This window comes from Halomonas sp. BLK-85 (assembly GCF_044792155.1).
Lineage (GTDB): Bacteria > Pseudomonadota > Gammaproteobacteria > Pseudomonadales > Halomonadaceae > Vreelandella.
Genome location: NZ_CP087731.1, coordinates 2,248,378 through 2,271,704, shown reverse-complemented (window position 1 = coordinate 2,271,704; position 23,327 = coordinate 2,248,378). Strand labels below are relative to the sequence as shown.

Annotated in this window: 19 protein-coding genes; 17 read left to right on the top strand and 2 right to left on the bottom strand. The window is 59.0% G+C overall.

The genetic code is table 11. From position 1 onward, the window contains the following. The first annotated feature begins 150 nt into the window (after positions 1 to 150). The 10 genes from bamA (at position 151) to tilS (ending at position 13,348) form a co-directional block, all read left to right on the top strand. Positions 151 to 2,493: an outer membrane protein assembly factor BamA gene (gene bamA / locus LL947_RS10270; RefSeq protein WP_404413724.1), complete on the top strand. Its 2,343-nt coding sequence runs from the start codon at positions 151 to 153 to the stop codon at positions 2,491 to 2,493. 138 nt (positions 2,494 to 2,631) lie between these two features. Further along, the gene (locus LL947_RS10265) at positions 2,632 to 3,138 is read left to right on the top strand and encodes an OmpH/Skp family outer membrane protein (protein ID WP_499833130.1); all 507 of its coding nucleotides are present in this window, start codon (positions 2,632 to 2,634) and stop codon (positions 3,136 to 3,138) included. A gap of 54 nt (positions 3,139 to 3,192) precedes the next feature. After that, the gene (gene lpxD / locus LL947_RS10260) at positions 3,193 to 4,230 is read left to right on the top strand and encodes a UDP-3-O-(3-hydroxymyristoyl)glucosamine N-acyltransferase (RefSeq protein WP_404413720.1); all 1,038 of its coding nucleotides are present in this window, start codon (positions 3,193 to 3,195) and stop codon (positions 4,228 to 4,230) included. A gap of 134 nt (positions 4,231 to 4,364) precedes the next feature. Further along, positions 4,365 to 4,808, top strand: coding sequence for a 3-hydroxyacyl-ACP dehydratase FabZ (gene fabZ / locus LL947_RS10255; RefSeq protein WP_404413717.1), 444 nt, complete (start codon positions 4,365 to 4,367; stop codon positions 4,806 to 4,808). After that, entirely contained in the window at positions 4,805 to 5,572 is a 768-nt protein-coding gene (lpxA, locus tag LL947_RS10250) for an acyl-ACP--UDP-N-acetylglucosamine O-acyltransferase (RefSeq protein WP_290821095.1), read from the top strand. The genes fabZ and lpxA overlap by 4 nt, the downstream gene beginning before the upstream one ends. Positions 5,573 to 5,617: 45 nt before the next feature. Further along, complete coding sequence (lpxB, locus tag LL947_RS10245) at positions 5,618 to 6,793, top strand: lipid-A-disaccharide synthase (protein WP_499833129.1); 1,176 nt, start codon at positions 5,618 to 5,620, stop codon at positions 6,791 to 6,793. Beyond that, positions 6,786 to 7,427: a ribonuclease HII gene (gene rnhB, locus LL947_RS10240; protein ID WP_499833128.1), complete on the top strand. Its 642-nt coding sequence runs from the start codon at positions 6,786 to 6,788 to the stop codon at positions 7,425 to 7,427. Before lpxB ends, rnhB begins: the two co-directional genes overlap by 8 nt. Positions 7,428 to 7,486: 59 nt before the next feature. Beyond that, positions 7,487 to 10,987, top strand: a complete 3,501-nt coding sequence (gene dnaE / locus LL947_RS10235; RefSeq protein WP_499833127.1) for a DNA polymerase III subunit alpha — start codon at positions 7,487 to 7,489, stop codon at positions 10,985 to 10,987. Between the two features lie 95 nt (positions 10,988 to 11,082). Further along, the gene (gene accA / locus LL947_RS10230; RefSeq protein ID WP_404413709.1) at positions 11,083 to 12,039 is read left to right on the top strand and encodes an acetyl-CoA carboxylase carboxyl transferase subunit alpha; all 957 of its coding nucleotides are present in this window, start codon (positions 11,083 to 11,085) and stop codon (positions 12,037 to 12,039) included. Beyond that, positions 12,020 to 13,348 (top strand): tRNA lysidine(34) synthetase TilS, encoded by a 1,329-nt coding sequence (gene tilS, locus LL947_RS10225; RefSeq protein WP_499833126.1) that lies wholly within the window; start codon positions 12,020 to 12,022, stop codon positions 13,346 to 13,348. Before accA ends, tilS begins: the two co-directional genes overlap by 20 nt. On the opposite strand, the gene ppx is transcribed toward tilS, so the two are convergent. Continuing rightward, the gene (gene ppx / locus LL947_RS10220; RefSeq protein WP_499833125.1) at positions 13,331 to 14,887 is read right to left on the bottom strand and encodes an exopolyphosphatase; all 1,557 of its coding nucleotides are present in this window, start codon (positions 14,885 to 14,887) and stop codon (positions 13,331 to 13,333) included. The two genes, tilS and ppx, sit on opposite strands and share 18 nt — an antisense overlap. Positions 14,888 to 15,401: 514 nt before the next feature. Between ppx and rho the strand changes: the two genes are divergently transcribed. The 6 genes from rho (at position 15,402) to LL947_RS10190 (ending at position 21,481) form a co-directional block, all read left to right on the top strand. Next, entirely contained in the window at positions 15,402 to 16,661 is a 1,260-nt protein-coding gene (gene rho / locus LL947_RS10215) for a transcription termination factor Rho (RefSeq protein ID WP_290821081.1), read from the top strand. 77 nt (positions 16,662 to 16,738) lie between these two features. Next, complete coding sequence (gene ubiD, locus LL947_RS10210) at positions 16,739 to 18,238, top strand: 4-hydroxy-3-polyprenylbenzoate decarboxylase (RefSeq protein ID WP_404413703.1); 1,500 nt, start codon at positions 16,739 to 16,741, stop codon at positions 18,236 to 18,238. Between the two features lie 39 nt (positions 18,239 to 18,277). Then, the gene (locus tag LL947_RS10205) at positions 18,278 to 19,012 is read left to right on the top strand and encodes an NAD(P)H-flavin reductase (protein WP_290821078.1); all 735 of its coding nucleotides are present in this window, start codon (positions 18,278 to 18,280) and stop codon (positions 19,010 to 19,012) included. Positions 19,013 to 19,140: 128 nt separating this feature from the next. Continuing rightward, positions 19,141 to 19,272: a hypothetical protein gene (locus LL947_RS10200; RefSeq protein WP_290821077.1), complete on the top strand. Its 132-nt coding sequence runs from the start codon at positions 19,141 to 19,143 to the stop codon at positions 19,270 to 19,272. A gap of 486 nt (positions 19,273 to 19,758) precedes the next feature. Then, on the top strand, positions 19,759 to 20,868 hold the full coding sequence (locus LL947_RS10195; protein ID WP_499833124.1) for a 3-deoxy-7-phosphoheptulonate synthase: 1,110 nt from the start codon (positions 19,759 to 19,761) through the stop codon (positions 20,866 to 20,868). 94 nt (positions 20,869 to 20,962) lie between these two features. Then, positions 20,963 to 21,481 (top strand): DUF3087 family protein, encoded by a 519-nt coding sequence (locus tag LL947_RS10190; protein WP_499833123.1) that lies wholly within the window; start codon positions 20,963 to 20,965, stop codon positions 21,479 to 21,481. Positions 21,482 to 21,515: 34 nt separating this feature from the next. Here LL947_RS10190 and LL947_RS10185 read toward each other — a convergent pair whose 3' ends face one another. Then, positions 21,516 to 21,905 (bottom strand): DUF7079 family protein, encoded by a 390-nt coding sequence (locus tag LL947_RS10185; protein ID WP_290821071.1) that lies wholly within the window; start codon positions 21,903 to 21,905, stop codon positions 21,516 to 21,518. 189 nt (positions 21,906 to 22,094) lie between these two features. Between LL947_RS10185 and fabV the strand changes: the two genes are divergently transcribed. Next, a complete protein-coding gene (gene fabV, locus LL947_RS10180) occupies positions 22,095 to 23,291 on the top strand; it encodes an enoyl-ACP reductase FabV (protein ID WP_499833122.1) in 1,197 nt (398 codons plus the stop codon). The last annotated feature ends 36 nt before the right edge of the window (positions 23,292 to 23,327 follow it).

Genomic DNA, 23,327 nt, shown 5'->3' with positions numbered 1-23,327 from the left:
GAAGTGGGAAGGTCATCAGCGTGAACCTCGGGTCGCGTGGGTAAGTGATAACGTGTGCAGAGGGCAAGTCAACTTGTCATCCCCCTGCACAAATGTATATGGTGCCTGTCTGTAAAAACAATGGCAGACCAAAGCGAGCGGACTGACTGCATGAAAATCAAAACACTAGGGATGGCGGCCTTACTGCTGGCCGCAGCCAGCGGAGCCAAAGCACAATCTTTTGACGTTTCCGACATTCGTGTAGAAGGGCTGCAGCGCGTCTCTGCGGCTTCGGTCTTCAACGCCTTTCCCGTCAGTGCCAGTGATACAGTGGATGAGCGTGCCCTGGCTGATGCTGCGCGGGAACTGTTCGAAACCGGTCTTTTTGATGATGTCTCTCTGGCCCGCGAAGGCGATGTGCTGGTGATTCAGGTGGTGGAGCGGCCGACCATTGCCCGCCTGAATATCGAAGGAAATGAACAGATCGAGGACGAGGACCTGCGCCGGGGACTCAACGAGGCTGGCCTTTCAGAAGGCCAGGTGCTGCAGCTGTCAACGCTTGACGAGATCCAGCGTGAACTGGAAGGCGTCTACCAGTCCCAGGGACGTTACAACTCCTCAATCGAAACAAGCGTCGACCAGATTGATGAGGGGCGCGTTCAGGTCGATATCAATATTCGCGAAGGCGACATTGCCCGGATTCATCAGATTAACATTGTGGGCAATCAGGCTTTCGATGACGACACCCTGCTGAACCTGTTTGAGCTTGAAGACAGGCCGGGTTTCTTCTTCGGCATGTTCTCAAACGACAAATATTCACGTGAAGCCTTGTCGGGTGATATCGAACGTCTGCGCTCCTACTATCTGGATCGCGGCTATGTCGGTTTTGAGGTGGCTTCTACCCAGGTGTCGATCGGCCCGGAAAAAAACAAGATATTTATCACCCTCAATGTGGATGAAGGTGAGCAGTATCGGGTGGGAGACGTGAGTTTTGAGGGCGATCTGCAGATTGAAGAATCGGAAGCCCGCTCATTACTGCAGATCGAACAGGGTGAAATCTTTTCACGCAGCGATCTGAATGCGTCAACCGAAGCGATTCGCGAGCGCATGGGTGCCGAAGGGTTTGCCTTTGCTGAAGTGGAGGGGAGGCCGCAACTGGCCAGTGATGGTTCCTCGGTGGATCTGGTGATTGGCGTCAACCCCGGTCAGCGAACCTACATACGACGCATCGAGTTTGTGGGCAATACCACAACAGAAGATGAAGTCTTGCGCCGTGAAATGATTCAGATGGAGGGGGCGCCCGCTTCCACCGATGCGATCTCCCAGTCAAGAGCGCGGCTCCAGCGGCTGGGCTTTTTCAGCCAAGTAGAAGTGGATACCAGACGGGTGGCCGGAGAACCGGATCAGCTGGATGTCACCTATGAGGTTGAAGAGCAGCCGTCAGGCTCTGTTTCCGCCAGTGTTGGCTTTTCGCAGAGTGCCGGTATCATATACGGTGCCTCATTGTCCCAGAACAATTTTCTGGGCAGCGGTAACCGGGTGAATATCGGTGCCCAGCGCAGCGATACCTTTACCAGCGTCAACTTTGGCTTTACAGACCCTTACTGGACCAAGGACGGCATCTCACGAGGCTATAATCTCTTCTATCGCGAGACAGATTACGAAGACTCGGATATTTCCACCTATTCCACGGATGCTTTTGGTGCAGGCATCAACTTTGGATACCCCGTCAGTGAATTATCGCGCGTCAATTTTGGCGCCAGCATCGAAGACATAACGGTCAAGACCTACAACGATACGGCTCAGGAAATACGCCAGTACGTCACCGACGTTGGCGATAATGCCCAGAGCCTGAAACTGACCGGCAGCTGGACACGCAATAACCTCAACCGTGGCATCATGCCAACCGCAGGTAACTACCAGCGCCTATCTCTGGAGACGGCTGCGCCAGGCAGTGACACCAGCTATTACAAGGCGCGGGCAAGAGCCCAGCAGCTGTTCCCGATAGATGACGATGATCAATGGTCGCTCAAGTTCAGCGGTAACCTGGGCTACGCGAATACCCTGGGGGGGGACGATCCTTATCCCTTCTACGAAAACTTTTATGCGGGCGGCCTGGGCTCGGTGCGCGGTTTTACCGCCAACACGCTGGGGCAACGTACCACGCCACCCGAGGGTAGCACGCGTACCGGCACCCTGGGGGGTAACGTGCTGGTAGAAGGTTCGGCCGAGATTATTTTCCCCTTGCCGTTTATTGAAGACCAGAACTCCTTCCAGACATCCTTGTTCTATGATGTGGGTAATACCTTCCTGACTGATTGCTATGCGATTGAGTCTGGCACATCGCGCTGTTCGTCCGGAGTGGATCTGAATGATCTGCGTTCGAGTGTCGGGATTGGTTTTTCATGGTTGACGCCGGTGGGCCCGCTGACTTTCAGCTTTGCTGAGGCGGTGGATAGCCAGCAGGATGACGACACCCAGTTCTTCCAGTTCTCTTTGGGGCAGTCGTTCTAGGTCTATACGAGTCATCGATGGAGTGAGCCTGGGTCAAGTCAGGCGCGACTCAGTCGCTTAAAGGAAGTGAGTGATCGCTATCTGCATGCGTGCAGCGATATACTCAATTGACGCACTAAAAGCTACAAGGAGTGAATCATGCGTAAACTGATTGCTGCCCTGGGGGTTTCGGCCGCCATGATCCTGCCGATTCAGGCGGCCTCTGCCGCTGAAGTGGCGGTGTTGGACTGGCGTGCTGCACTGATGAATACCCAGTCCGCCCAGTCATCATTGAGTCAGTTGGAAAGTGAAATTGGCGCCAAGCAGAACGAAGCGCAAAGTCTGGGCAATGAGCTACAGTCCATACAGGAACGTTTACAGAATCAGGGTGATTCCATGGGAGACGCACAGCGAGAATCACTGGTTGCTGAATTGCAGCAGAAAGGCGCCCGTTTCCAGCAGCTGCGTCAGGAAGTACTGGAGGCTCAGCAGCGTTCGGAGCAGGCATTTCTCGAACAGTCGGAAGCCAAGCTGGAGCAGGCTGTGGATCAGGTCATCGAGCGTCACAGCATTGATATCCTGGTTGAGCCGCAGGGCGTATTGCATTCCTCCATGGATCTTCCCAATCTGACCGATGAAGTGACTGAAATATTCAACACGCTCTAAACAGCTGATCGTTTCCGGTGCGACCCGCTCGCACCACTGGCATGACGGGTTTTTATGACGCACCCACACGTTTCAATGACGCTGGCCGATATCGCACGCCACCTCAATATTCCCGTCAAGGGCGATGACAGCATTGCCGTGCGAGGTCTGGCGACTCTGAAAGATGCCGGACCGGACCAGGTGGCTTTCCTGGCCAACCGCGCCTATCTGAAAGACCTGGCATCAACCCGGGCAGCTGCCGTATTGTTGCATCCTGAGCATGCAAAGGAATGTCCGGTAGCTTGTCTGGAAACAGCCAACCCCTATGTCGGCTATGCGCAGCTGTCGCAACTGTTCGATCCCATGGCCGTGGCGCGTCTTGAGGCGGGAGTGCACCCGAGTGCCATCGTGGCCGAAGATGCGGTGCTGGGCGAGGGAGTGCGTATCGAGGCCAACGCTGTAGTGGGATCGGGGGCAGTGCTTGAAGACCGTGTGGTGATCGGCCCGGGAAGCATCGTGGGTGCGGATAGCCGGTTGGGTGAAGAATCTCACCTGCATGCCAATGTCACCCTCTATCACGGTGTGGTCATAGGTAAACGGGCCATTATGCACAGTGGCTGCGTGATTGGGGCCGACGGCTTCGGCTTTGCCCATGACGGCGCTGGCTGGCACAAGATCGCCCAGCTGGGTGGCGTCATTCTGGGCGATGACGTTGAAGTGGGCAGTTGCTCGAGCATTGATCGTGGTGCACTAGGCGATACCGTCATCGGTAATGACGTCAAAATCGATAGTCAGGTACAGATTGCTCACAATGTCCACATTGGCGATCACACGGCCCTTGCCGGCTGTGTAGGCATTGCCGGCTCCACCCGGGTGGGCAGGCATTGCATGCTGGGGGGCGGCGTAGGCCTGTCCGGTCATCTCACCCTGTGCGACGGCGTTCAGGTGACGGGAATGAGTCTGGTGACCAACTCGATTCATACGCCCGGGGTCTATTCGTCCGGCACCGGCGCCATGACGAACCAGCAGTGGCGCAAGAATGCCGTGCGTTTCAAACAGCTTGATGAGATGGCCAAGCGTCTGGCAAGGCTCGAAAAACGCCAACTGGGTTGACCTGGCGCACGCCTTAATATGCGCTGAAAGGTTGAGGCGCCCTTTCAGCAGGTTATAATGCCCGCCTTTTGCCAGCGCAAGCGTTGGATGTATCCGGGTCAACCCCGGGATTTTTGCTATTAGAGGTCGCTACGATGGTCATGGATATCAACGAGATTCGCGAATATTTACCCCACCGCTATCCTTTTCTGCTGGTGGACAGGGTAACGCAGTTAAGCGTTGGTGAATCCATCGTTGCGTACAAGAATGTCAGCATCAATGAGCCGTTTTTTAACGGCCATTTTCCCCATCACCCCATCATGCCGGGGGTGCTGGTGCTTGAAGCACTGGCTCAGGTATGCGGTATTCTAGGCTTTAAAACGGTCAACAAGCTACCCGCCGACGGTTATGTCTATTATCTGGTAGGTAGTGATAACGTCCGTTTCAAAAGCCCGGTCATGCCGGGTGATCAGTTAGTGCTGGAAGCCAAGGTCATTCGCGGCAAGCGGGGAATCTGGAAATTTGCCTGTCGTGCCACGGTAGACGGAGAGCTTGCCTGCGAAGCTGAGATCATTTGCGCTGAGAGGAAGGTGGCTTGATTCATCCTACTGCTCTGGTAGATCCAGCGGCCCAACTGGCAGACGACGTGGAGGTAGGGCCTTTCACCGTGATTGGTCCCAACGTCACCATTGGCGCTGGCTCGGTGATTGGCCCCCATGTGGTCATCAAGGGCCCAACGGTGCTGGGTCAACGAACGCGTATTTTCCAGTTCGCCTCAGTTGGCGAGGATTGCCAGGACAAGAAGTATGCCGGTGAGCCAACGCGGCTGGTCATGGGCGACGATAACGTCATCCGTGAAGGCGTGACCCTGCACCGCGGGACCGTGCAGGATCGTGCAGAAACCACCATTGGCTCACGCAATCTTTTCATGGCCTATGTGCACGTCGGTCATGACTGTGTGGTGGGCAATGACTGTATTCTGGCCAATCAGGTCACCCTGGCAGGCCATGTGACGCTGGGGGACCATGCCATTCTGGGCGGCCTGTCCGCTGTCCATCAGTTCTGCCACTTCGGTGAGCATGCCATGGCGGGTGGCGGATCCATCATCACCAAAGACACACCCGCCTTCATGATGATCAACGGTAACCCCGCCGAAGCGCGCGGCCTGAACCTGGTGGGTCTGAAGCGCCGGGGATTCAGCCGTGAGGCCCTCAATGGGCTGACGGATGCGTACAAGCTTGTCTATCGACAGGGGCTGACCGTCGAGCAGGCACTGACCACCATGCGCGAACGTTACATGCTGCCTGAAATCGAGCGTTTTGCTGCCTCCATTGAGCGTTCATCGCGTGGTATCGTGCGTTAACGTCTAGCGTCGCCGACAAGACGTCATAGGCAAGGAGCAGGCAGGATGACCATCAAGCGCGTTTATCTGGTGGCCGGAGAGCTCTCCGGCGATATTCTCGGGGCTGGCCTGATACGTGAGCTACAGTCTCGCCACCCTGAGGTGGCGTTTCGCGGTATTGGTGGTCCGCGCATGTTGCGCCTGGGCATGCAAAGCCGCTATCCGCTTGAAACCCTTTCCGTCATGGGCCTGGTTGAAGTGCTCAAACATCTTCCTGAACTGCTCAAGGTGCGCCGGCATCTGGTGGTGGATGCGCTGGCCTGGCAGCCGGATATCATGATCGGTATCGATGCACCCGACTTCAATCTGGGGCTGGAACGTACCCTGCGCGACAGGGGCGTCAAGACAGCGCACTATGTCAGCCCATCGGTATGGGCCTGGCGTCAGGGGCGGGTCAGAAAGATTGCCCTGGCGGTTGACGGCATGCTGACCCTGCTGCCCTTTGAAGCCGCGTTTTACCGCCAGCATCAGGTGCCTGTCAGCTTTGTCGGTCATCCGCTGGCCGATGAGATGCCGCTGGAAAATGATCGTCAAGGTGCCCGCAAGGCATTGGGGCTGGCGGTCGATCAGCCGGTGCTGGCGCTGCTGCCCGGCTCGCGGGCCAATGAGATACGCTTTATGGGCGCTACCTTCCTGACGGCGGTCGAGCAGGTCAGCCAGCAGTTTCCAGGTCTGCAGGTCGTGATTCCTGCGGCCACGCCCCAGCGCTCACAGGAAATCACCGCGCTGCTGGCGGAATTCCCCACCCTGCAGTCGCGTATCGTCGTGATTCAGGCGCAGGCGCGTGAGGCCATGGTGGCCAGCGATGCCGTACTGCTGACGTCCGGCACGGCGGCACTGGAGGCCATGCTGTGTCACCGGCCCATGCTGGTGGCTTACAAGATGGCGCCTGCGACCCACTGGCTGGCCAAGCGTCTGGTCAAAACCCGCTGGATTTCGCTGCCCAACCTGATTGCTCAGGAGAGCATCGTGCCGGAGCTGATACAGGAGGCAGCCACCTCGAGCGCCATTGCCAGCGAGCTGATTCAGCTGCTGGGCAATGACACAGCGCGACGCGCTCTGGAAACCCGCTTTGCCGACATGCATGCTGACCTGCAGCGCAACGCCAGCCGCCGCGCGGTTGATGCCATTGAAGCCCTGATCGCCGGTCAGCCACTTGGCGAGGTCAGTGCCAATGGCTAGTGTTAACAGACAGGCCCTTTGCAAGACGCCAACCGAATGGCCGCCTATCGAGATTGCCTACCAGGGACACCTGCTCGCCGGTGTGGATGAAGTGGGGCGCGGGCCTTTAGTGGGCAGCGTGGTGGCTGCTGCCGTGATTCTCGATCCACAGCGTGGCATTGATGGCCTGAGCGATTCCAAGAAGCTGACCGCACCCAGGCGCGCTGCGCTCGACGCTCAGATTCGTGCCCGGGCGCTGGCCTACTGCGTGGCACAAGCCAGCGCCGCCGAGGTGGATCAGCTGAATATTCATCATGCCACGCACCTGGCCATGCGCCGTGCGATTGATGGCCTCAGGCCCGCCGCAGAATACTTGCTGGTGGATGGTAACCGACTGCCAGGCCACCACTTGCCAGGCCAGGCAGTGGTCAAGGGTGATGCCCGCCATCAGGCCATAGCAGCGGCATCGATTATTGCCAAGGTCGCCAGGGATGCGCAGATGCAGGCATTGCATGAGCGCTATCCGGATTACGGCTTTGACCGCCACAAGGGCTACCCGACCCGCCAGCACCTGGCCGCGCTTGAAGCCTATGGCCCGCTGGCCGAGCATCGGCGCAGCTTTGCGCCCGTTCAGCGCCAGCTGGCGCTGCTTTAGCGGATGGGCCCCTGGCCGGTGCGTTTTTCAGTCATCATTGTTTTCCATACGAGAGTGTCATGACGGTTCCCTTTGTTCATTTGCGATTGCATAGCGAATACTCCCTGGTCGATGGGCTGGTCAAGCTCAAAGCGCTGGTGTCGACCACCGCCGCCCGGGAAATGCCCGCCCTGGCGCTGACGGATGAGGCGAACCTGTTTGGTCTGGTCAAGTTCTACACCGCCGCTCAGGGCGCCGGCCTGAAACCGATCATCGGCAGTGACCTCTGGTTGCATAACCCCCATGACGACGCACACCCCTACCGGTTGACGCTATTGGCAATGAATGCCACTGGCTACCGCAACCTGACCGAACTGATCTCCAGAGGCTGGACCCACGGCCAGCGCCAGGGGCGCGCAATTCTCGATAAACGCTGGGTCATGGCGCAGAGTGACGGTCTGATTGCGCTCTCGGGCGGGCGTGACGGTGAGGTGGGCCGCCACCTGCTGAGCGAGCACTATGCCGAGGCCAGGGCGCTGCTGGCCGAGTGGCAGACGGCGTTTCCCGAGCGCTTCTACCTGGAACTGGTACGCACCGGCCGGGCACTGGAAGAAACCTGTGTGCATGAGAGCGTGCGTCTGGCCATTGATACCGGCACGCCTGTCGTGGCCACCAATGATGTGCGCTTTCTTGAGCGTGAGGATTTCTGGGCCCATGAAACCCGGGTGGCGATTGGTGAGGGCAAGGCGCTGGACGACCCGCGCCGTGAGCGCCGCTACTCGGAAGAGCAGTATCTGAAAAGCCCTGAAGAGATGGCAGCGCTGTTTGCGGACATTCCCGAGGCGCTGGAAAACAGCGTCATGATCGCCAAACGCTGCAGCGTGGATGTGCGCCTGGGGGAGATATTCCTGCCTGAATATGAAATTCCGGACGGTATGACCCAGGACGAATTTTTCCGCAAGATTTCCCACGATGGCCTGACCGAACGTCTGGACTTTCTGTTTCCAGAAGCGCAATACCCACGCGACAGTGCAGAATACCAGGCCATTGATCAGCGTTACCGTGAACGTCTGGATTTCGAGCTGGATATCATCATCCAGATGGGCTTTCCCGGCTACTTCCTGATCGTGATGGACTTTATCCAGTGGGCCAAGGATAACAAGGTGCCGGTCGGGCCGGGGCGGGGGTCCGGTGCTGGCTCGCTGGTAGCCTATGCCCAGAAGATCACCGATCTTGATCCGATTGGCTACGACCTGCTGTTCGAGCGCTTTCTGAACCCTGAGCGTGTTTCCATGCCCGATTTCGACGTCGATTTCTGCATGGAAAAGCGCGACAGGGTCATCGACTATGTGGCCGACCGCTACGGCCGCGATGCGGTCTCCCAGATCGTTACCTTTGGCACCATGGCGGCCAAGGCGGTGGTGCGCGATGTCGCCCGTGCCCAGGGCAGGCCCTATTCGCTGGGCGATAAACTCTCCAAGCTGATTCCCTTTGAAGTGGGCATGACGCTTTCGAAAGCCATTGAACAGGAAAGCGCCCTGCAGGACTTTATCGACGCCGATGAGGACGCGGCGGAAATCTGGGAAATGGCGCTCAAACTTGAAGGCACCACCCGGGGTACCGGCAAGCACGCCGGGGGCGTGGTGATTGCCCCCACCAAACTGACCGATTTTGCCCCGCTGCTCTGCGATGAAGACGGCTCCGGCCTGATGGTGCAGTTCGACAAGAACGATATCGAAGAGGCCGGCCTGGTCAAGTTCGACTTTCTCGGCCTGCGTACCCTGACGATTATCGACTGGGCGCTGGAAATGGTCGACAAGGTGCGCGCCGTCAATGATCAGGCTCCGCTGGATATCGATGCCATACCCCTGGACGACGGCGCCACCTTTGAAATGCTCAAGCGTGCCGAGACCACGGCGGTGTTCCAGCTGGAATCCCGCGGCATGAAGGAGCTGATCAAGCGTCTGCTGCCGGATTCCCTGGACGACATGATCGCTCTGGTGGCGCTGTTCCGCCCCGGGCCATTGCAGTCCGGCATGGTCGATGACTTCATCAACCGTAAGCATGGCCGCGCGGAAGTCTCCTACCCGCACCCGGATTACCAGCACGAACTGCTCAAGCCGGTGCTCAGCCCGACCTATGGCATCATCCTGTATCAGGAACAGGTCATGCAGATTGCCCAGGTCATGGCCGGCTACTCCCTTGGCCAGGCCGATATGCTGCGGCGTGCCATGGGCAAGAAGAAGCCGGAGGAAATGGCCAAGCAGCGCGCAGGGTTCATGGAAGGCTGTGCGGCCAACGGCATCGATAAAGACCTGGCCGGCAATATCTTCGATCTGGTGGAAAAGTTTGCCGGTTACGGCTTCAACAAATCCCACTCAGCCGCCTATGCGCTGGTGTCCTACCAGACGGCCTGGCTCAAGGCGCACTATCCAGGGCCTTTCATGGCCGCAGTAATGTCCACGGAAATGGACAACCTGGACAAGGTGGTACCGCTGATTGAAGAGTGCCGCCACCTCAAGCTGACCGTCACGCCTCCGGATGTCAACGTTGGCGGCTACAGATTTACCGTCGACGAGCAGGGACGGGTCGTCTATGGCCTGGGGGCGATTCGTGGCGTGGGTGAAGGCCCCATCGGTGCCATTGTGGCCGCCCGGGAAAGCGAAGGGCCTTTCAAGGATATGTTTGATTTCTGTCGGCGTATCGACCCCAAACGGATGAACAAGCGCACCCTGGAAGCGCTGATCCGTTCCGGCGCCCTGGACAACCTGGGCCCCAACCGCGCCGTGCTCGCCGCCGCCGTGGAAGACGCCCTGAAAGCGGCCGCCCAGAACCACACCAACCAGAATCTGGGCATGCTGGATATGTTTGGCGATGCCTTTGAGGCGGCAGAAGACAATGACGTCTACGCCGAATACCGTCAGGTGCGCGAGTGGACCGATCGCGAGCGCCTGGCCGGTGAGAAAGACACCCTGGGGCTGTACCTGACCGGCCACCCGATTGACGAGTACGAGCGCGAACTGAAACGCTTTGTGTCGACGCGCATTGTTGACCTTTCCGCTTCCCGGGAACCGCAGCGTGTGGCGGGGCTGGTGGTCGGTGTACGCACAATGAAATCCAAACGCGGGGATACCATGGCGTTTGTCACCCTGGATGACCGCACCGGTCGCATTGAGGCCTCCCTGTTTGGGGAACTGTTTGACCAGGTGCGCAGCCAGATAGAGTCTGACCAGGTGCTGATTGTGGAAGGCGATGTCTCCAATGATGACTTTTCCGGCGGTCTCAAGCTGCGCGTCAGGGATGTCACGCCCATGGTCACTGCTCGCGTGCGCTACGGGGCATCCGTTGATATCGCGCTGAATGCCGAGCGGATCAACGGCCGTCTGGTGGAAACCCTGCGCAGCTGCCTGACGCCCTATTGCGACCCGACCGGGCTACCTGTGCGCCTGCATTATCGTCATCCCGAGGCCAGCGCCTGGCTGCAGCTGGATGACAACTGGCACGTCGCTCCCAGTGATGACCTCTTGCTGGCGCTGCGCGATGTAGAAGGCCAGGCGGGCGTCCAGTTACGCTACCGCTAATGGTTTGCGTCCCTGAATCAAGGTGCGATAATGCGTGCCAATAATTGATTGATGATGATCATGTGACCCGAAAGGCCCATTTTTAAGGCTAGCTCATGAACCCGAACTATCTTGATTTCGAACAACCGATTGCCGAATTGCAGGCAAAAATTGAAGAGCTACGTCTGGTCAGCTCTGACAACGACGTCAATCTCAGTGAAGAGATTGAGCGACTGGAAGAAAAAAGCCGCAAACTGACCGAATCCATCTTCAAGGATCTCACCCCCTGGCAGGTGTCGCAGATCTCTCGTCATCCCCAGCGCCCCTACACGCTGGACTACCTGGAAAGCATCTTTACCGACTTCGACGAGCTGCATGGCGATCGGCATTTTGCCGATGATGCGGCCATCGTTGGCGGTATCGCCCGCCTGAACGATCAGCCGGTCATGGTGATCGGTCATCAGAAGGGACGTGATGTGAAAGAAAAGGTACGCCGCAATTTCGGCATGCCACGCCCTGAGGGCTACCGTAAGGCCTGCCGCCTGATGGAAATGGCCGAGCGTTTCACGATGCCGATTCTGACCTTTATCGACACGCCCGGCGCCTACCCGGGCATCGATGCAGAAGAGCGCGGCCAGTCAGAAGCCATTGCCTACAACCTGGCGGTGATGTCGCGGCTGAAAACGCCGATTATCTCCACCGTCGTGGGTGAGGGCGGTTCGGGGGGGGCTCTGGCGATCGGGGTGTGCGATGAATTGCACATGCTGCAGTATTCCACCTACTCGGTCATCTCGCCGGAAGGCTGCGCATCGATTCTGTGGAAGAGCGCTGAAAAGGCCTCGGAAGCTGCCCAGGCCATGGGCATTACCGCAGAGCGGCTCAAGGAGCTTGGCTTTGTCGATGCCCTGATCAAGGAACCGCTGGGGGGCGCACACCGTCATCCGGTCAATACCTCTGAACGCATCAGGGAGGCGTTGACCCAGAGTCTGGAACGCCTCCAAGCCCTGGACACCGAGGCCCTGCTGGAACGCCGCTATGAGCGCTTGATGAGCTATGGCGCTCCTGCCGCTTGACGCCCTGACAGCCCGGCTTGATAACGCCCTGGCGGAAACTCCGCCGGGGCGTTGTGTTTGGGTGGCGCTTTCTGGCGGGCTGGATTCCAGCCTGCTACTGACGTTGGCAACTGACGCGTGCCAGCGCAGCGGTCACCGCCTGGCAGCGATCCATGTCAACCACGGCCTGCAGGCAGCGGCGGGCACCTTTGAACAGCACTGCCGGCAGTTATGCCAGTGCCTGCAGGTGCCTCTCACAGTGGCCCATGTGGCCGTCGATACCGTCAGCGGAAAGGGGCTTGAAGGCGCGGCCCGACAGGCTCGCTATGCCGCTTTTGCCAGGCAGCTCGGCAGAGGGGACACGCTATGGCTGGCCCAGCACCAGGATGACCAGGCAGAAACCTTCCTGCTGGCGGCCCTGCGGGGCAGCGGCATCCGCGGGCTGGCCGGCATGCCAGGCGTTCGCCACTGGCAGGGGGTGACGCTGGTACGCCCGTGGCTGGACATTCCTCAGGATCAGTTGAATGAGGCAGCGCAGCAGCGTTCGCTTGACTGGGTGGACGACCCTACCAATGATCAATGTGAGGCAGACCGCAACTTCCTGCGCCACCGCATCCTGCCGGCGCTGGAAAGCCGCTGGCAAGGGGCAGGGCAGCGCCTGGCCAGGGTGGCTCGCCAGGCGGCAGACGCCGACACCCTGTTAAGTGAATACGCCCTGGCTGAACTGCCGGACCTGTGTAGCCCTGCCGGTGGGCTGGATGTGGCGGGCATGATGGCGCGCTCGCGGGCCCGTCAGCGCTTGCTGGTGCGCACCCAGTGTCAGCGCCTGGGCCTGCCAACACCGCCAGCCAAACGCCTGGAGAGCCTGCTTGATCAACTCGACGCCGCTCCGGATGCCCAGGTCAGGGTGGCCTGGCCGCAGGGCGAAGGGCGTCTCTGGCGGGGGCGGCTTTATCTGCTCACCACCATATCGGCGCCGGAACAATGGACGCAGGTATGGCGCGGCAGAACGCCGCTGGTTACCCCGCTGGGCGGACGCGCCTTCAGCGTTCTGCCGGAGGCAGGCACACAGTGCCGTCACGAGGCCTTCCAGGTCAGCTGGCGCCAGGGCGGTGAAGTGCTCCCGCTGGCGGGGCGGGGCCGGCGGGATCTGAAACGCCTGCTCCAGGAAGCCGGCCTGCCACCCTGGGAGCGCAAGCGGGTAGTGGTCGTCCTTACCCGGGCTGGGCAGTGTATCGCTGCTCTGCATCCGCCCAGCGGTCTGAGCTGGGTAGCGGGCGGGTGGCGGCTGGTCTGGCAGGCCCCGTCCGCGCTAGCTGATCTGGAGTGAGAAACCGGCGGCCTTCAAGAAGGCCTGCTCCTGTTCAAGGTCCGTGCTGAGCAGCGTAGGTTCGTCGCTGGCATCCAGATGGATATGCAGGGTGTCCTTCTTGCAGGTCAGTCTGGGCAGTTCCGGCGGGGTTTCGGGGCGGGAATGGTTGAACAGTACCGCAAGGCGCAGCAGGCGGGCCAGTTTGGCAGCGCTGGCCTGCTGGGAAGCGGGCAGTGCCTGCCATTCCTTGACCGGGAACTTGCGTCGATGAGCGCGCACCAGAAAGGCCAGCAGGCGCTGCTCCGGGCGTGAAAATCCGGACAGGTCGGAATGCTCCAGCAGGTAGGCCCCATGGCGGTGAAACTGGCTGTGGGAAATGGCCAGGCCAATCTCGTGCACCTCACTGGCCCAGCACAGATAGCGGCGATGATCATCGTTTAGCTGCCAGTCTTCCCTGAGCCGCGAAAACAGCCGTTCGGCGGTGTCTGCCACGTTGTCAGCCTGGCGGGTATCAACATCGTAACAGCGTTTGAGAAAGGTCAGTGTCTTGAGGCGCGAGTCCTCGGCGCTGTTGCGTCCTGCCATATCATAGAGCACGCCTTCGCGCAGGGCGCCGTCAGCAAAGCGCATCTGTTCAATGTCAAAGGCTTCAAAGACGGCACTGAGAATGGCAATGCCGGCCGGAAACACCCTGGCGCGGTCGCTTTTCAGGCCTTCCAGCGCCACCTTGTCCAGATGCTTGCATTTTATCAGACGCTCGCGCAGTTTCTTGAGCCCTGCGCGGGTGATCATGCCCTCCTGTGTGGTATCACCATAGCTTTGCAGCACATTGGCGGCGGCCTTGATGGTACCGCTGGACCCCACCGGATCTTCCCAGCCCAGCTTTTGATACGGGCGCTGGATATTGGCCAGTTCGGAAAGCGCCGCCAGTTCAGCCTTGCGCATGCGCTTCTCGGTCAACTCGCCATCCGCGAAAAACCGCCTGGAAAAGGTCACACATCCCATGCGCAGGCTTTCCAGCGCCTTGGGCTCAAAGTCCTCGCCGATGATAAATTCCGTCGAGCCACCGCCAATATCCACTATCAGGCGACGCCCGCTTTCGGCCAGCGCGTGGGCCGCGCCCAGGTAAATCAGGCGGGCCTCTTCACGCCCGGCGATAATCTCGATGGCATGGCCAAGCTGCGCTTCGGCGCGATCGATAAACGTCTGGCTATTGTCCGCATCGCGCAGGGCATTGGTACCCACAATCCGCAGGTACTGCCCTTCAATATCATTCAGAAAGGGGGCAAAGCGGCCAAGACAATCCAGCGCGCGCTGCATGGCGTCTTCAGTGAGGTTGCCGTCGTCATCCAGGCCGGCCGCCAGCTGGACCTTCTCACCCAGACGGGCCACCACTTGCAGGCGCTCATTCTGGTAGTTGGCGACCAGCAGGTGGAAGCTGTTGGACCCCATATCAATAGCAGCAAGGCGACGCGGGTCACTACCATTCGCCGCGGCGTCAGCGGGGTCGTTGGCGTTTGATGGCGAGGTCATGGCGGGCGATGTGTCCTTGGGCATAAGTGATCCTTCAGGTTGGCTGTGCCAAGGTTGCGGTGCTCTCTGCCGGTTGTCAATTGTCTGCTTGTGCTCGACAGGACAAGAGGGGGCTTGCGTTTATGGCGGCGCTTGACTAACATCAGGCCATTGGCGTGATGCGAGCAGCTCTACCGCCGTATCCACTGCCTCGGGCTTTAGCAACTCATGTATGAAGCCATCTCAACGTCCAAGTCGTCAGATCGCCCGCTGGTCTTGCTCTTTCCGGTTCTCTTCGCTTCCTGTTCTGCATCGTGATCAACGGACAGGCAGTCGACAGGCACCGAACAGTTTCTGGAATCACTTAAAGGCCAGACCACAAGCGATTGCGCTCACCAGTTGAACAGGGTATCCGGGTTCAGCACTGCACTTTCCAGAGCGTATGCCTACCGGGGTCTGAACGCACCTTACAGCGTCTTTGTAAGCGCTGTTACCATGCCTCCTTTCTTATTCCCGGCGCCTGGCGCCCAGCTTTCATGAGCAACGTTTAAACACACCGATGAATCTCACTGAACTCAAGCAAAAATCCGTCCCCGAGTTACTCGACCTTGCCCGCGAAATGGGCATCGATAACCTCGCTCGTTCGCGCAAGCAGGACATCATTTTCGCCATCCTCAAGAAACACGCCAAAAGTGGCGAGGATATCTATGGCGACGGTGTGCTGGAAATTCTCCAGGATGGCTTCGGCTTCCTGCGCAGCGCGGACAGTTCCTATCTCGCTGGGCCAGACGACATTTATGTCTCGCCTTCACAAATCCGCCGTTTCAACCTGCGCAAAGGCGATTCCATTGCCGGCAAGATACGACCGCCGAAGGAAGGCGAGCGTTATTTTGCCTTGCTCAAGGTCAGTCAGATCAACTTTGACCGCCCTGAGAACGCCAAGCACAAGATACTCTTCGAGAACCTGACGCCGCTGTTTCCCGATCAGCGCATGCATATGGAAATCGGCAATGGCTCGACGGAAGATCTGACAGCCCGGATTATTGACCTGGCCGCCCCGATCGGTAAGGGCCAGCGGGGGCTTCTGGTATCGCCGCCCAAGGCAGGCAAGACGTTGATGCTGCAGAATATTGCCACCTCCATTACGCGCAATAATCCGGAATGTCACCTGATTGTGCTACTGATCGATGAACGCCCGGAGGAAGTCACCGAGATGTCGCGCACCGTGCGCGGTGAAGTCGTGGCGTCTACCTTTGATGAACCCCCGGCGCGTCACGTTCAGGTCGCCGAGATGGTGATCGAAAAAGCCAAGCGGCTGGTTGAGCACAAGAAGGATGTGGTCATCCTGCTGGATTCCATCACCCGTCTGGCGCGTGCCTATAACACGGTAGTGCCCAGTTCCGGCAAGGTGTTGACCGGCGGTGTCGATGCCCATGCGCTGGAAAAACCCAAGCGCTTCTTTGGTGCCGCCCGTAATATCGAAGAAGGCGGTAGCCTGACGATTATTGCCACGGCCCTGGTAGACACTGGCTCCAAGATGGATGAAGTCATCTTCGAGGAGTTCAAGGGCACCGGCAACATGGAAGCCCATCTGGATCGCAAGCTGGCAGAAAAACGCGTTTTCCCGGCGATCAATATTCGCCGCAGCGGTACGCGCCGTGAAGACCTGATTGCCACCGAAGACGAAATGCAACGCATGTGGATCCTGCGCAAGCTGCTCAATCCCATGGAGGATGTGGCTGCCACCGAGTTTCTGATTGATCGCCTCAAGGATACCAAGACCAACCTGGAATTCTTTGAAGCCATGAAGCGTCGCTAGCCGGGTTTTTCAGCTTCCGGCTGGAAAAGTATTGTCTGTCGTCCCTTTGAGCGGGGCATTAGCTGCGGGAGTCTGCCTTGAAATACCACGATCTGCGTGAATTCATCGCTGCGCTGGAAGAAAGGGGAGAGCTCAAGCGTATCAGCGTGGAAGTTGACCCCTATCTGGAAGTGACCGAAATCTGTGACCGCACCCTGCGTGCCGGTGGCCCGGCGTTATTGTTTGAAAACGTCAAGGGTCACAGCATGCCGCTATTGGGCAATCTGTTTGGCACCCCCAAGCGGGTGGCGCTGGGCATGGGGGAAGACTCGGTGGAAGCCCTCCAGGAAGTGGGCAAGCTGCTGGCCTTTCTCAAGGAGCCTGATCCACCCAAGGGCTTCAAGGATGCCTGGTCGAAACTGCCCATCTTCAAGCAGGTGTTGAGCATGGGCCCCAAGGTCGTCCGGCGGGCACCGGTGCAGGAGGTGGTCTACGCCGGTGACGACGTCAACCTGGATCACCTGCCGATCCAGCACTGCTGGCCGGGGGATGCCGCACCACTAGTGACCTGGGCACTGGTGGTCACCAAGGGGCCGCACAAGAAACGTCAGAACCTGGGCATCTACCGGCAGCAGAAAATTGGCCGTAACCGTCTGATCATGCGATGGCTTTCCCATCGTGGCGGCGCGCTGGATTTCCAGGAGTTCCAGAAAGCCCACCCCGGCGAGCCCTTCCCGGTGGCGGTTGCCCTGGGCGCTGATCCAGCCACCATTCTGGGCGCCGTGACCCCGGTGCCGGATACCCTGTCCGAATACGCCTTTGCCGGCCTGCTGCGTGGTTCACGCACCGAGCTGGTCAAGTGTGGTCACGCCGAGCTTGAAGTGCCTGCCTCGGCGGAAATCATTCTGGAAGGCTTCATCTATCCGGATGACATGGCACCCGAAGGGCCCTTTGGCGATCATACCGGCTACTACAACGAAGTCAGCCACTTCCCGGTGTTTACCGTCACCCGCATGACCATGCGTCGTGATGCCATCTACCATTCCACCTATACCGGCCGCCCGCCGGATGAACCGGCGATTCTCGGCGTGGCTCTCAATGAAGTCTTTGTGCCGATCCTGCGCAAGCAGTTCCCGGAGATCGTTGATTTTTACCTGCCGCCGGAAGGCTGTTCCTATCGCATGGCGGTGGTGACCATGAAGAAGCAGTACCCTGGCCACGCCAAGCGCGTGATGATGGGCGTGTGGAGCTTTCTGCGCCAGTTCATGTACACCAAGTTTGTGATTGTCCTCGATGATGACGTCGATGCTCGTAAATGGGAGGATGTGATCTGGGCGATGACGACCCGTATGGACCCCGCAAGGGATACGGTGACGGTGGAAAATACGCCAATCGACTATCTGGATTTTGCTTCTCCAGTGGCGGGCCTGGGTTCCAAGATGGGCTGGGATGCCACCAACAAGTGGCCGGGTGAAACCGACCGTGAGTGGGGCCAGCCCATCACCATGGATGAAGAGGTCAAAACCCGGGTGGATGAGCGCTGGGAAAGCTTCGGGATTGGCATTCCACTGCCGGACGCCCGCAAAGGAAGCGAATAAATTGACCGCACTCCCTGACCGTAACAACAAGAGGCTTTGATGAGCGCAAAAACCTTGACCTGCCAGGTCACCGAAGTAGAAGACCTCAACCCGGACGTGTTTGGCGTCACCTTGCAAGGCCGGGCAGAAGCCATGCGTCATGCCCCCGGCCAGTATCTTGAGCTGGGCCTGGATGAGCAGACCTGGGTGCCGTTCTCGATCGCCAGCGCAGAGCGCGGCGACGGCAGGCTTGAACTGCATATCCAGCACTGGCCGGAACGCGATAACTCTGCTCGCCTGCGCGAGCTGCTACAGGTCGCCAACCAGCTGACGATCCGTCTGCCTGGCGGTGACTGTGTGCTTGACCCGGATAGCCAGCGGCCGCTTTTGCTGGTAGCCGCAGGCACCGGGTTTTCACAAATGAAGGCGATCATCGAGGCGGTACTGGAGCATCAGCCCGAACGTGAAATCTCGCTGTGGTGGGCCGCTCGTGAACACCGTGATCTTTACCTGGAACCCCTGGCCTGCCAGTGGGCGCTGGAACATGACAATATCCACTTTCACGCCGTGACCGAAATGCCGCTGCAGGAAGGGATGACGTCCAGCGAGCGTATCCATCATCACCAGGGGCGTATTGATCAGGTGCTTGCCAATGCTGATCTGTCGCCGCAGGATTACGATATTTACCTCTCCGGCTCGCCGGGTATGGTGTATGCCAGCATTGATGCGCTCGCGCCCCAGGGGCTGGATCAGTCGCGCCTGTTTTCGGATGTGTTTGCTTACGCGCCGCGCTGATCGATGAGCCCGCACCGTCAAAACGTCTGGTACGCGCGGTATTACACTCGTCGTCGGGATAATGATCGGTTAATATGGTGTCATTATATTCCTTCTGAAACCATCTTCCATTAAAGAGAGCTTTACTCATGGCCCATCATGATGACGAAAACTTTAAAGATAACTCTGGCGTGCTGGCGATAATTGCAGGCCTGGTGGTGCTGATCAGCATGAGCGCGCTGCCGGCCACCATCGGCTGGTTTCAGCTGTTTGCCGGCTGATCCGCCTGTTCGGCACCCGCGTCGCCAACCCTGTAACGTGCACAGAGGCATTCAGGATGAAAATTTTCAGCATTGAACGTCTGTGGTTCTTATCAGCCAGCCCGGCGCGTTATGGTTATTGGTTTAGCCACGCGGTGCCTCAGGCCGACGGCTGACGTCGCGCCGACGGGCACACCCCAAGGGTTGCCTGCCATGATAAAGCCCCGGCTGGTAACCCCAGCCGGGGCTTCTGTTTGTCAGGACTTTTGTTTGATGTTGTGAAAAATGTGTAAGATACATAGTGCAAGATGTTGAAAACCAGACTTTTCGGAGGAGCAGCACCATGACCGTTCGCGCCCATTTCAATGCTATCGCCATCCCCTATATCGGCTATGGATATGGCTGGCGATTTAGCGCCGCGCGACGGGTCACAGCTGCCACCTCCGGTCGCGTTCAAGCAGGTGGCAATCCGGTATCACGATGTCCTTTACTGTTGGAGAGTTAACCATGAATGCCCCTGTTTCCCGCTTGCCGAAGCGTCACGCCTCACTTTCTTCTACAGCTACAGCGGCTACGACCCTGCCGTCAGACGGTGATCCATCCCGTCTTCCTTTGCCAACGCCTGCGGCACTGCGCCAATCGCTTGCCGTGGAGGCTGGGCTTGAACAGCAGATCCACCAACAGCGTCAGGCGATCCACCGCATTCTCAGCGGCGAGGATTCGCGCCTGCTGGTGGTAGTAGGCCCCTGCTCGGTACACGACCCGGAAGCCACGCTGGAATACGCCGAGCGTCTGGCCCGGTTGAGTGAAGAGGTCAGCGACCAGATTTTGCCGGTCATGCGCGTCTACGTGGAAAAACCGCGCACCACGGTTGGCTGGAAAGGCCTGGCCTACGACCCCGCGCTGGATGGCAGTGGCGACATGCCCACCGGGCTTGAGCTGTCCCGCGAACTGATGCGCCGCGTTGCCCAGTGTGGCCTGCCAATCGCCACTGAACTGCTGCAGCCCATGCTGGCGCCGTACCTGGATGACCTGCTCAGCTGGGTCGCGATTGGTGCCCGCACCACGGAATCCCAGCTGCACCGCGAATTGGCCAGCGATCTGTCGGCAGCCGTGGGCTTCAAGAATGCCACCAACGGCGATATACAGGTGGCCATTGATGCCATGAACGCCGCCGCTCATCCCCATCAGCGCTTTGCGCTGGATGCCAATGGCCAACCGGTGATGCAGCAAAGCCCCGGCAATCCGCATACCCAGCTGGTGCTGCGCGGTGGCCACGGCGAGCCCAACTACCAGGCACGCCACGTTAACGCCGCCAGCAAAGCGCTGCGCGAAGCAGGCCAGAACCCGCGCCTGATGATTGATTGCAGCCACGCCAACGCCCGCAAGGATCACCGCCGCCAGAGTGAGGTCATGCTGGATGCCCTGGCACAGCGTGGCGACGGCAATACCGATATTGCGGCACTGATGCTGGAAAGCCATCTGCATGAAGGCAAGCAGCCCCTCAAGCCCGGGGCCCTTCGCTACGGTGTATCGGTTACCGATGCCTGCATCGGGTGGGAAACCACAGAACACCTGCTTAAGACGGCCGCTGAACGGCTGGCAGGCGCCAACTGAACACCAGGCACAAGACGCACGGCCCTTGCCCAGCGGACAAGGGCCGGTAAAATAACGGTTAACGCGTTATTCAACGAAGGATAAGAGGTCGTCCATGGCGGGAGTATTTCAACTGGAAGCGTACGAACCTGAGGTGTACCGCCGCAAGGCGCGCATGATCAGTGTGGCCATGGCCGGCCAGCTGATTGTTTTCGGTATGCTGTTTGCCATGCTGCTGACCACCACCTTTGGCAGTAGCTTCTGGCTGAACGCCCTGGGGGTTCTTTTGGGTCTTCTGGCCACCAGCGCCCTGTTTGCCGCCTTGAAGGATAGACCCTGGATGAATGAAGTCCGCTACGTCTGGCAGCTCAAGCATCATCTGGGCCAGATCAGTGGCTACCTGTCCACCCTGCGTCGGGAAGCCAACGCCGACAATCGCGTTGCCCTGGATATCCTGACCTTCTATCACCAGGGCATGCAGCAACTGGCCGAACTCAACGGCCGTACCCCGGATGACGACGCCGAGCGCCTGGCAGAAAAGCTTGAGGTCAAGCTCAAGCGTGAAGAGCTGGGGTTGCCGGAAGACGTCACCCGCTTTGACCCTCAGGATCTACGTGCCTTCAAGAGAAGCTAGCCCGGCCATAGCAAACCAGGCCTGACCGTGCGGGTCACGAAGGCAGCTGGCCGCGATGTACCATCAGGCGGTTCATCAGCTCGTTGATGCGATGACGGGTCATCATGGTGGTCAGGCCTGAAAACAGCATCCAGCGTTTACGCCGCCAGCCGGTCAGGCGCAGGTTATGGTGTACCAGGCGTTTCATCAGCTGGTAGTCATCAAATTTGCGCCACTCGCTGGCGACCGATAGCTGGTAACGCGACATCACCGGCGCCAGCTCCAGGCGAAACACCCATTCCAGTTCCTTCAGGCTCAACTCGTAGCGTTCGATAACCTCGATCATGCGCGCATAATCCCGCTCACCTGGCTCACGATCGAGCCATAATGGCGCCAACGCCAACCATAAGTCACCGCGCTCATCGACCAATTGCTGTGCGTTCATAGACTCATGCCCTCAGACCCTGATTCAGCCTGCTATCCTGCCTTGAACCTCAGCCATTCTCAAGCGCCAGTGCCGTGGGACGGCACTGGCCGGTACAAGGGGGCGGACATAACGCCTGCAGCCAGTTAGAATTGCCGACACAATTAGCGCAACTGCGCATGACAGTGACCCAACACAGCGAGGCTCAATGTGATTATCAAACCCAAGGTACGCGGTTTTATCTGCACCACCACCCACCCTGTTGGCTGCGAACAGAACATACGTGAACAGATTGAAGCGACCCGCGCCCGCGGGCTGGATAAAACCAATGGCCCCAAAAAGGTGCTGGTGATCGGGGCTTCCAGCGGCTATGGCCTGGCGGCGCGGATCACAGCAGCCTTTGGCTACGGCGCTGACACCCTGGGGGTCTTTTTCGAAAAGCCAGGCACTGAAAAGCGCACCGGTACGGCGGGCTGGTATAACTCTGCCGCTTTTGACAAGTTTGCCAAGCAGGAAGGGCTTTACAGCAAGTCGATCAATGGCGATGCGTTTTCCCACGAAGCCCGGGAAAAAGCCATCGAGCTGATCAAGCAGGACATGGGAGAAGTGGATCTGGTGGTCTACTCGCTGGCGTCGCCGGTACGCAAGCTGCCAGACAGCGGCGAGCTCAAGCGCTCGAGCCTCAAGCCGATTGGCGAGACCTATCGTGCAACTGCCATTGATACCAACAAGGATGCCATCATCGAGGCCGAAGTGGAGCCGGCGACCCAGCAGGAAATCGATGACACCATCATGGTGATGGGCGGCGAGGACTGGGAACTGTGGATGGACGCCCTGGACAAGGCGGGCGTGCTGGCCGAAGGCGCGCGCAGCGTGGCCTTCAGCTACATCGGCACCGAAACTACCTGGCCAATCTACTGGCATGGCGCCCTGGGTAAGGCCAAGGAAGATCTCGATCGGGCGGCGAGCGCCATCGATGACAAGCTCAGTCAGAGCGGCGGCAGCGCCAATGTGGCCGTGCTCAAGTCGGTGGTCACCCAGGCCAGTGCCGCCATTCCGGTGATGCCGTTGTATATCGCCATGGTCTACCGCATCATGAAGGAAAAGGGCCTGCACGAGGGCACCATTGATCAGCTTAACCGCCTGTTTGCTGACAAGCTCTACGGCGATGACCACAGCACCGATGATCAGGGCCGTGTTCGCCTGGACGACTGGGAACTGCGTGAGGACGTCCAGCAGGCCTGTAAGGACCTGTGGCCTCAGGTCACCACCGACAACCTTTTCGAGATCACCGATTACGCCGGCTACAAACATGAGTTTCTCAAGCTGTTCGGCTTTGAGCGCGACGACGTGGATTATGAGGCAGATGTGAACCCTGTCGCCGAGTTTGATGTCATCAACCTGTAGGGCCATATTTCGGGACGCCAATCAGCGGCCCGCAAA

Excerpts from the sequence above, each read along its gene's own strand:
- bamA (WP_404413724.1), top strand. The coding sequence starts at position 151 with ATGAAAATCAAAACACTAGGGATGGCGGCCTTACTGCTGGCCGCAGCC.
- LL947_RS10265 (WP_499833130.1), top strand. The coding sequence starts at position 2,632 with ATGCGTAAACTGATTGCTGCCCTGGGGGTTTCGGCCGCCATGATCCTG.
- lpxD (WP_404413720.1), top strand. The coding sequence starts at position 3,193 with ATGACGCACCCACACGTTTCAATGACGCTGGCCGATATCGCACGCCAC.
- fabZ (WP_404413717.1), top strand. The coding sequence starts at position 4,365 with ATGGTCATGGATATCAACGAGATTCGCGAATATTTACCCCACCGCTAT.
- lpxB (WP_499833129.1), top strand. The coding sequence starts at position 5,618 with ATGACCATCAAGCGCGTTTATCTGGTGGCCGGAGAGCTCTCCGGCGAT.
- rnhB (WP_499833128.1), top strand. The coding sequence starts at position 6,786 with ATGGCTAGTGTTAACAGACAGGCCCTTTGCAAGACGCCAACCGAATGG.
- dnaE (WP_499833127.1), top strand. The coding sequence starts at position 7,487 with ATGACGGTTCCCTTTGTTCATTTGCGATTGCATAGCGAATACTCCCTG.
- accA (WP_404413709.1), top strand. The coding sequence starts at position 11,083 with ATGAACCCGAACTATCTTGATTTCGAACAACCGATTGCCGAATTGCAG.
- tilS (WP_499833126.1), top strand. The coding sequence starts at position 12,020 with ATGGCGCTCCTGCCGCTTGACGCCCTGACAGCCCGGCTTGATAACGCC.
- ppx (WP_499833125.1), bottom strand. The coding sequence starts at position 14,887 with ATGCCCAAGGACACATCGCCCGCCATGACCTCGCCATCAAACGCCAAC.
- rho (WP_290821081.1), top strand. The coding sequence starts at position 15,402 with ATGAATCTCACTGAACTCAAGCAAAAATCCGTCCCCGAGTTACTCGAC.
- LL947_RS10205 (WP_290821078.1), top strand. The coding sequence starts at position 18,278 with ATGAGCGCAAAAACCTTGACCTGCCAGGTCACCGAAGTAGAAGACCTC.
- LL947_RS10200 (WP_290821077.1), top strand. The coding sequence starts at position 19,141 with ATGGCCCATCATGATGACGAAAACTTTAAAGATAACTCTGGCGTGCTG.
- LL947_RS10195 (WP_499833124.1), top strand. The coding sequence starts at position 19,759 with ATGAATGCCCCTGTTTCCCGCTTGCCGAAGCGTCACGCCTCACTTTCT.
- LL947_RS10190 (WP_499833123.1), top strand. The coding sequence starts at position 20,963 with ATGGCGGGAGTATTTCAACTGGAAGCGTACGAACCTGAGGTGTACCGC.
- LL947_RS10185 (WP_290821071.1), bottom strand. The coding sequence starts at position 21,905 with ATGAACGCACAGCAATTGGTCGATGAGCGCGGTGACTTATGGTTGGCG.